The 1,157-nt window shown below is 34.6% G+C and carries 1 protein-coding gene and 1 CRISPR repeat array; the gene reads left to right on the top strand.

Annotation, left to right across the window (positions count from 1 at the left end; genetic code table 11):
• Position 1: 1 nt before the first annotated feature.
• Positions 2-357: a CRISPR direct-repeat array (repeat unit 25 nt; unit sequence AATCGCACCTGTGAGGGATTGAAAC).
• Positions 358-497: 140 nt separating this feature from the next.
• The coding region (locus NZ923_10675; protein MCS7230474.1) for a hypothetical protein at positions 498-1,157 on the top strand (660 nt) is incomplete at its 3' end.

Raw genomic sequence — 1,157 nt, 5'->3', positions numbered from 1 at the left:
GAATCGCACCTGTGAGGGATTGAAACGGCAATGAAATTTCATAGACATATTTTTCAAAAAATGTTTGAATCGCACCTGTGAGGGATTGAAACATATATAATTCGCAACGCTTTCGGCACTTGGTAAAACGTTTGAATCGCACCTGTGAGGGATTGAAACCATTTTTTCGCCGTCGTAATACTCAAATATAACATAGTTTGAATCGCACCTGTGAGGGATTGAAACAATTTTACAGAATACAAGTCCACTTCATCGTTAAAAGTTTGAATCGCACCTGTGAGGGATTGAAACATTAAACAACTCAACGATTTTTTGAATCTGTTGATTGTTTGAATCGCACCTGTCCCGAAGGGATCCCTTAGGGATGAGGGATTGAAGCCATTATCCCTCTTGACATTTTCTTGATCGTTTTCTATTTAAAAAAGATTCAGGGTTTTAACACTTTTTATTTTGTTAAGTTAATAAAACTCTATTGAAACAAACTCAAGGGGGCAAAAATGGTTCTTGTCTATGAAACTCAAAATTTCAAAAGAAGTATTCCTAGAGGATTTGATAAAGAAATAGAAGAGTTTATAAAATCTGTCCAGTCATCCGAACCATACCGAATAACGAAAATTCTTGATCGCCACGGTCCATATCTTAAAAAAAGAATGAGGAAATTCAGAATCATCACGCGACTTGAATATATAAATGATTCGCCAGTTTTAATCTTGCTTGATATAATGGCTCGTGGTGATAATAGATACGAAAACTTTAATCAGGACTATGAACAGTTCGGAACTGATCACCTTGATCCAATAATACAACAGGAAATTGAGGACATAAAAAATTTTGTTGAGCAAAACAAACCTAATGAACCTTACAAACAGCCGTTGCCCGATTATTTTTATCAGTGGCTTACGCTATCTCCTTTAATCCATCCAAAGGATGAGATCCTCGTCTACGAGACTTATGATTGGTGTGAAAAAATAAAATACTCTAATTATCTTCCAAGATTTTATGATATAATTTATGCTTTGATAGATCAAACCCAAAAACTTGAAATTGAAACCATTAATGATATTTTCAGAATTGCTTATAAGCCCGAAAGAAAAGATTATAAAATCCTGTATACGGAATTTTCAGTTGATGATACGCCGCGAGCTATTCTTTTAGTT

Origin of the sequence: Candidatus Kryptonium sp. (genome assembly GCA_025060635.1) — a bacterium.
Lineage (GTDB): Bacteria > Bacteroidota > Ignavibacteria > Kryptoniales > Kryptoniaceae > Kryptonium.
This window is presented reverse-complemented; position numbering and strand designations above follow the sequence as displayed.